The organism is Legionella pneumophila subsp. fraseri (genome assembly GCF_000586315.1).
In the GTDB taxonomy this organism is placed as follows: Bacteria; Pseudomonadota; Gammaproteobacteria; order Legionellales; family Legionellaceae; genus Legionella; species Legionella pneumophila_B.
In genome coordinates this window covers 194,169-201,871 of record NZ_KK074227.1, presented here as the reverse complement: position 1 = coordinate 201,871, position 7,703 = coordinate 194,169, and the positions used below count along the sequence as shown (strand labels likewise).

Genomic DNA, 7,703 nt, shown 5'->3' with positions numbered 1-7,703 from the left:
AAGCCGAGGCACGTAGGCGGGGGCAATTGTCAACACGCCCTATGTAAAGATAAATTACTGGCGAAGTTTTCGGAAAAAATCAGACAGCAATTGAGAGCACTCTTCCTGCATAATCCCCTCGTCTATTAATACCGAATGATTGAGAGTATGTAAAACATTAAATATGGAGCCGGCCGCTCCCGTTTTAAAATCTCGGGTAGCAAATACCAGGCGCTTTATGCGTGCGTGAACCAAAAGCCCCGCACACATAACACAGGGTTCAAGAGTAACATAAAGCGTTGTATCTAATAATCTATGATTATTTAATTTTCTCGCGGCTTGTCGTATTGCCCTGATTTCAGCATGATCAGAGGGATCATGGCTTTTCTCAATAACATTTCTACCAACGCCTAATAATTGGTTGTCTTTGCCAACCAATACAGCCCCAACAGGGACTTCCCCTTCATTACGAGCTAAAACAGCTTGCTCATAGGCCAGTTGCATCCAAAATTTATCAATCATTCCCATTCAATAGTAGCAGGTGGTTTGCCAGAAATATCGTAAGTTACGCGTGACACGCCCTCTACTTCATTAATAATTCGATTAGATACTTTCCCTAAAAAATCCCAAGGCAATTGAGACCAATGGGCAGTCATAAAATCAATTGTCTCAACAGCTCTCAAACAAATTACATAGTCGTAGCGGCGTCCATCACCCATCACACCAACGCTCTTTACAGGTAAAAAAACAGCAAATGCCTGACTGACTTTATGATAAAGTTGCGCGTTATGCAGTTCTTCAATAAAAATAGCATCAGCCCTACGTAATATATCTGCGTATTCTTTTTTTACTTCGGCTAAAATTCTTACACCTAATCCTGGCCCAGGAAATGGATGACGATAGATCATGTCATGCGGAAGTCCCAATTCCAGACCTACTTTACGAACTTCATCTTTAAAAAGTTCACGAATAGGCTCCAGCAATTTAAGATTTAAGGTATCAGGTAAACCACCCACATTATGATGAGATTTAATAACCACAGCCGCATCATTAGTACTTGTTGCTGCAGATTCTATGACATCTGGATAGATTGTGCCTTGAGCAAGCCACTTTATATCAGTCAGTTTCTGCGCTTCATCATCAAATACTTCAATAAATGTCCGCCCAATAATTTTCCTCTTTTCCTCTGGACAAGTCACTCCCTTCAAGGCGGTTAAAAATTTATCCTCTGCATTGACTGCGATAATGTGTATTCCCATATGACGACCGAACATACTCAACACTTGCTCTGATTCATTAAGTCTGAGTAAACCTGTATCAACAAAAACACAAACCAGTTGTTCTCCAATGGCTCTATGCAGCAATGCAGCTACAACAGAAGAATCAACGCCCCCGGATAGGCCCAGTAAAACTTTTTCAGCTCCTACCTGTTCTCTGATTTTATTAATGGCTTCATCAATAATATGCTCTGGAGTCCAGTCTGTTGGTGCTTTACAAATATCTACGACAAAACGTTGTAAAATTCTTAAACCTTGCAAGGTATGAGTAACTTCTGGATGAAATTGCAAACCATACATTTGACGACTTTCATCAGCCATACCTGCAATTGGTGCATTACGTGTTTCACATATCACTTTAAAACCTGGCGGTAACTCAGTGACTTTATCACCATGGCTCATCCATACATCCAGTAGAGCGCTGCCATCCATCGCGGTACGATCTTCGATATTATTTAATAATTGACTATGGCCATGCAAGCGCAACTCGGCATAACCAAACTCTCTTAACGCCGATGAATGCACTTGGCCGCCAAGTTGTACAGCCATTGTCTGCATCCCGTAGCAAATACCCAGCAAGGGCAAACCACTATCAAATAGCCATTGAGGAGCCCTGGGATTAGCATCATGCGTGACTGTGGAAGGACCTCCTGATAAAATCACACCACAAGGATTTATTTTTTTAAATTGTTCATGATTAATATGATAAGGATAAATTTCACAATAAACCCCCATTTCTCGAACGCGTCTCGCAATTAATTGGGTATATTGAGAACCAAAATCTAATATTAATAATGGGCTTTTTTTCAAATCATTCATTATTAATTATCCACTTGATAATTGGGAGCTTGCTTGGTAATACTCACATCATGCACATGTGACTCACGCATACCAGCATTAGTCACCTGCACAAATTCAGTTTTAGAATGCAATTCCTCGATAGTAGCACAACCGGTATAGCCCATGCAGGAGCGTAAACCACCTAATAATTGATGAATTATGGTTTGAACCGGTCCTTTATAAGGTACCCTTCCCTCAATACCTTCAGGAACCAGTTTTTCTGTACCCAGAGAAGCATCTTGAAAATAGCGGTCACTTGATCCCTGAGCTAATGACATTGCTCCAATGGAACCCATACCTCTGTAATTCTTATAAGTACGCCCCTGATATAATTCAATTTCACCAGGAGATTCTTCCGTACCTGCAAACATACTGCCAAGCATTACAGTATCAGCACCGGCAGCCAACGCTTTACAAACATCACCAGAAAAACGTATTCCTCCATCGGCTATCACAGGAATTATCCCTTTAAGTTCTTGTGCCACATTTGCTATAGCACTGATTTGCGGGATACCAACACCGGTAACGATACGAGTGGTACAAATTGATCCTGGCCCTATTCCAACTTTTACAGCATCAGCCCCCGCCTCATATAAATCTCTTGCGGCAGCAGCGGTTGCAATATTACCACCTATGACTTGTACATCAGGGTAATTCTTTTTAATCCATTTCACACGATTTAATACGCCCTGGGAATGTCCGTGTGCTGTATCAACTACTATGACATCAACTCCAGCTTCAACCAGAGCTGCAACTCGCTCATCGGTCCCTTCACCAACACCAACAGCAGCCCCAACTCTTAGCTGCTCAAAACTGTCTTTACAAGCATAGGGATTGTCTTTTGCTTTTTGTATGTCTTTTACTGTAATGAGTCCACGTAACTCAAAATTCTCATTCACTACCAATAATTTTTCTATTCGGTGCTTATGGAGCAAACTTCTGACTTCTTCTCTACTTGCTCCTTCTTTTACAGTAACCAAACGCCCTTTGGGAGTCATTACTTGTGCCACAGTTAAATCCATATTTGTTTCAAAACGAATATCTCGACTGGTTACTATGCCTACCAAATGCTTACCATCGACCACTGGCACCCCTGAAAAATTATATTTTGTCATGACCGCAAGCAATTCTTTAACTGTCAAGTCAGGAGTTACAGAAATAGGATCTTTCACCATACCGCTTTCAAATTTTTTAACTCTTCTGACTTCTTCTGCTTGATCAGCGATACTCATATTCTTATGAATAATCCCCAAACCACCTTCTTGTGCCAAGGCTATAGCTAACCTTGCTTCAGTCACTGTATCCATTGCTGCTGAAATTAAAGGCATGTTAAGGTGAATGGCGCGAGTTAATTTGGTTTTCAATGAAACATCTTTGGGTAAAATAGTTGAGTGGGCAGGAACTAGCAAAACATCGTCAAAAGTTAATGATTGTTGCACAATGGATAGAGGCATTTTATCTCACTCCAGTAATTAAATAACCAAATAGTTTACTACAAACATTAAAAATTTTAAACATTTATTATATAAATATATCACTACAATTCTTTAATTAGTTTTTATAACAATTAAGTAATGGATAACTTGAATTAATGAATGAATAACGTGTAAACTGTTGGTTAAATATTGTGTTGAATCGAAAAAATAGGAAGGGTTCAGCGTTGGCTAAAATAATAGTAATTACATCTGGGAAAGGCGGAGTAGGTAAAACCACTTCATCAGCGGCGATTTCTTCGGGACTTGCACTCTTAGGGCATAAAACTGTTGTTATTGATTTTGATATTGGTTTAAGAAACCTGGATATCATCATGGGCTGCGAAAGACGTGTAGTATATGACTTCATCAACGTTATTAATGGTGAAGCTAATTTAAACCAGGCACTAATCAAAGATAAACGGGTTCCTAATCTTTGCATACTGCCTGCATCGCAAACTCGTGATAAAGATGCATTAACTCTGGAAGGAGTTGAAAAGACTCTAAATGAGCTAGCAAAAGATTTTGATTTCATTATTTGCGATTCCCCTGCTGGAATTGAAACGGGAGCACTTATGGCGATGTATTTTGCTGATCATGCCATTGTTGTTACTAATCCTGAAGTGTCTTCTGTTAGAGACTCAGATAGAATTCTGGGAATATTAGCCAGCAAAACCAAAAGAGCGATAGAAAATAAAGCCCCTGTACAAGAACACTTGTTACTGACACGCTATGATCCTGAGCGAGTAGAACGAGGTGAAATGTTGTCTGTAACCGATGTAAAGGAAATATTAGCTATTCCTTTAATTGGTGTTATCCCAGAGTCCAAATCAGTTCTTAAAGCCTCAAATACTGGCACACCAGTTATACTGGATGAATCAAGCGATGCAGGTATTGCTTATCAAGATGCCATAGCACGTTTTTTGGGTGAAGAAAGACCCATGCGTTTTATAAGTAATGATAAAAAAGGAATATTTCGTCGCTTATTCAGTAAAAACAAGGAGGAAGTGACAATATGAGTATATTTAATTACTTACGCAGAAGAGCCTCTACCGCATCTGTTGCTAAAGAGCGTTTACAAATAATCATTTCTCATGAACGTTCTCAACGCAATACCCCCGACTATTTACCTAAACTGCAGGAGGAAATTCTTGCAGTTATAGCAAAATACGTTAATATAAGCCGGGATCAAGTGAGTGTTAATCTGGAACGTATGGAAGACAGTGCCGTTCTCGAACTAAACATTACAATGCCAGATAAATCTTTGGAAGACACGAACGCCTAATTCCTTTATGTTTTTTATATTTAAAGGGACATATTACATTATCAAATAATGTATTTTACCTGCCTACTTAATATTCATATTAAAATATTCCCCTCAAAAATATTTCAAAGTGTTTGAAATGAAAACCTAAAATGAGTTGAGCTTTATATCTATACCCTTCCTCAATGGTTCTGTGTATAAAATTCAATTTAATTAAAACTAAATTTGATATATGGGAAACTATTTAAGAGACACTAATTGTTGGGCAGGATTACATCATATAACCCTACCCAAGTTTATTGAAAAGAATCCCGTAAGTTATTAAGCCGTTTCAGTTTCAATGCCATCTTTAGCTGGAATCTTTTTTTCTGATTTTACCTTCTCGCCAAATAACACTGGACGACGCAGATCCTCATCAGCAAAATCATCCACCCTTATGACATCCTGTCTGGCCTGCTCCGCCTCTTCTAGTTGCTTCGCTTCAACTGGAGTCAATATTTGACGATCAAGCGCTTCCCATATTTGTTCTTGGAACGTCAATGAGTGCAGCATATTATCTTTAACAGCCTTCATCACTTTACGCTCCAATTCTTCAACTGCACAAATCTTATGGAATGCTTCCTCCATCCTTCCCAAGGGACAGTTATCTCCGGGTTTCTTATAAACCAATCTCGTGATTCGACTTCTTGTTTCATTAGGTTCTATCAGTATTCTTGCTACCTTATGACCTAATTTATCATCCGGTTTGTGTCTTCTGTTACCTAGTGGTTTTAGAACAAATGACAAGACAAATCTTGCCCAGCGTGCCGGAAAATTAATGATTACTCCGTGCATAGCCATTTCACACTCATGCAATAACTGTTGACAGCTCCAATGAACAACGGGTAAATCGGCACGAGGTTCCCCATCCTCATAAAATCGTTTTAAAACAGCGGAAGCCATGTATAAACAACTCAACATGTCACCTAAACGTGCTGATAGTTTTTCTTTTCGTTTTAACTCACCACCTAAAACAATCATTGAAAAATCTGCCAAAAAGGCCAGATTGGAGCTGTACTTATGAATTAATTGATAATACCTTTTTACTGAACTGGCTGGAGATTTGCTAAAACGAGCATCGGTCCATCCAAAAATAAGTGACTTTGTAAAGTTAGTAATAACAAAACCCACATGAGCAAAAAAAGAATCATCAAACGCAACTAAATCATTGTTTCTAACACTTTCTAACTCTTTGAAAACATAAGGATGGCAACGTATTGCTCCTTGTCCGAAAATAATTAAGCTCCTGGTTAAAATATTGGCACCTTCCACCGTAATGCCAATAGGAGAGCCTTGATATCCTCTTCCGATATAATTATTTGGACCAAGACATATTCCTTTCCCACCATGAATATCCATTCCGTCCAGTGCAAGTTGTCTTGCTCTTTCAGTAGTATGATACTTTAAAATTGCCCCTGCAACAGAGGGTTTTGCCCCATGATCTATAGCCGCTGCAGCCATAGTTAAAGAAGAATCAATGATGTAAGCAGCTGAAGCTATTCTGGCAAGAGGTTCCTCTATCCCCTCGAACTTCCCAATTGGTTGGTTGAATTGTTTACGAATTCTGGCATAAGCACCAGATGCTAATGCGACGGCTTGAGCACCTCCACTGGCGCTTGACGGCAAAGAGATTGCACGCCCCGCACTCAAGCACTCCATTAACATTCGCCACCCTTGACCTGCCATGGAAGCTCCACCAATCAAATAATCAAGAGGAATAAAAACGTCTTTGCCTTGAGTTGGACCGTTTAAAAAACCGGTATTTAAAGGGAAATGCCTGCGCCCCTTTGTGATCCCGGGAGTTGTTGCAGGAATAAGCGCACAAGAAATACCAATATCTTCACCTTTGCCCAGCAGGTTGTCTGGATCAAACATTCTAAACGCCAAACCAATAACAGTTGCTACCGGGCACAAGGTAATATATCGTTTGTCCCAATTTAAACGAACTCCCAATACCAACTCACCATTGAACTCCTGCCGACAAACAACACCTTTATCAGGGATAGAAGCCGCATCGGAGCCAGCATTAGGTCCCGTCAATGCAAAACATGGTATCTCTCTCCCATCGGCCAATCTTGGCAAGTAATAATTTTTTTGCTCTTCTGTTCCATACTTTAAAAGTAATTCACCAGGACCTAGTGAATTGGGTACCGAAATAGTTGTAGCAGCAGTAATAGAACGACCGTAAATTTTTACCAAAATTGACATCTGGGCAGTAGCAGAAAATCCAAGTCCGCCATACTGCTTTGGAATTATCATTCCCAGAAAACGATTCTCTTTTATAAATTGCCAAACCTCGGGAGGAAGATCCGTTCTATTATGAGTAATATCCCAATCATCTAACATTTCACAAAGTGTATTCACAGGACCATCTATAAAAGACTGCTCTTCTTCGGTTAACAGGACAGTCGGGGCATTCCTTAATAGAGAAAAATTAGGATTGCCACTAAATAAATCTCCTTCCCAACTCACTGTACCCGCTTCCAAGGCCTCTCGTTCAGTAGTAGACATAGAAGGCATGGTTTTTTTGATTATTTGAAATAAATGTTTTGATAACACTTCCCTTCTTAAAGGCTTAATAGAGCCTAGAATTAATACCGCCTCAATTGCCCATAATACGATTTGCGACAATAGGCCAGGAGAACCGAATTGCAAAACCAAGCCAAGAAAAATAGTATAACTAATAGCCCATACAGATATTGATGCCTGTCGGGTTAATAGAATTCCAGCCGCACCAATTGTTGCTAGTATTAATATGAGTTCTGACACAACATTCTCCTTATTATAGGCTAATCCAAATTAAAGAATTTAATAGACTTTTTGTTCGATAAC

At 39.5% G+C, this 7,703-nt stretch carries 6 protein-coding genes; 2 read left to right on the top strand and 4 right to left on the bottom strand.

All coding sequences use genetic code 11. From position 1 onward, the window contains the following. Positions 1-54 precede the first annotated feature (54 nt). The 3 genes from tadA to guaB are packed head-to-tail and all read right to left on the bottom strand — an operon-like array spanning position 55 to position 3,550. Positions 55-501 (bottom strand): tRNA adenosine(34) deaminase TadA, encoded by a 447-nt coding sequence (gene tadA, locus CC34_RS0114455; protein ID WP_027227902.1) that lies wholly within the window; start codon positions 499-501, stop codon positions 55-57. After that, on the bottom strand, positions 498-2,075 hold the full coding sequence (guaA, locus tag CC34_RS0114450) for a glutamine-hydrolyzing GMP synthase (RefSeq protein WP_032833173.1): 1,578 nt from the start codon (positions 2,073-2,075) through the stop codon (positions 498-500). The genes tadA and guaA overlap by 4 nt, the downstream gene beginning before the upstream one ends. A 2-nt stretch (positions 2,076-2,077) precedes the next feature. Then, entirely contained in the window at positions 2,078-3,550 is a 1,473-nt protein-coding gene (gene guaB, locus CC34_RS0114445; protein ID WP_027227900.1) for an IMP dehydrogenase, read from the bottom strand. A gap of 206 nt (positions 3,551-3,756) precedes the next feature. Between guaB and minD the strand changes: the two genes are divergently transcribed. Together minD and minE are read left to right on the top strand one after the other, a co-directional pair. Beyond that, the gene (gene minD, locus CC34_RS0114440) at positions 3,757-4,587 is read left to right on the top strand and encodes a septum site-determining protein MinD (protein WP_027227899.1); all 831 of its coding nucleotides are present in this window, start codon (positions 3,757-3,759) and stop codon (positions 4,585-4,587) included. Then, the gene (gene minE, locus CC34_RS0114435) at positions 4,584-4,853 is read left to right on the top strand and encodes a cell division topological specificity factor MinE (RefSeq protein WP_027221909.1); all 270 of its coding nucleotides are present in this window, start codon (positions 4,584-4,586) and stop codon (positions 4,851-4,853) included. Before minD ends, minE begins: the two co-directional genes overlap by 4 nt. A 300-nt stretch (positions 4,854-5,153) precedes the next feature. Here the strand turns inward: minE and CC34_RS0114430 are convergent, their stop codons facing one another. After that, a complete protein-coding gene (locus CC34_RS0114430) occupies positions 5,154-7,640 on the bottom strand; it encodes an acyl-CoA dehydrogenase (RefSeq protein ID WP_028378121.1) in 2,487 nt (828 codons plus the stop codon). Between the last annotated feature and the right edge of the window lie 63 nt (positions 7,641-7,703).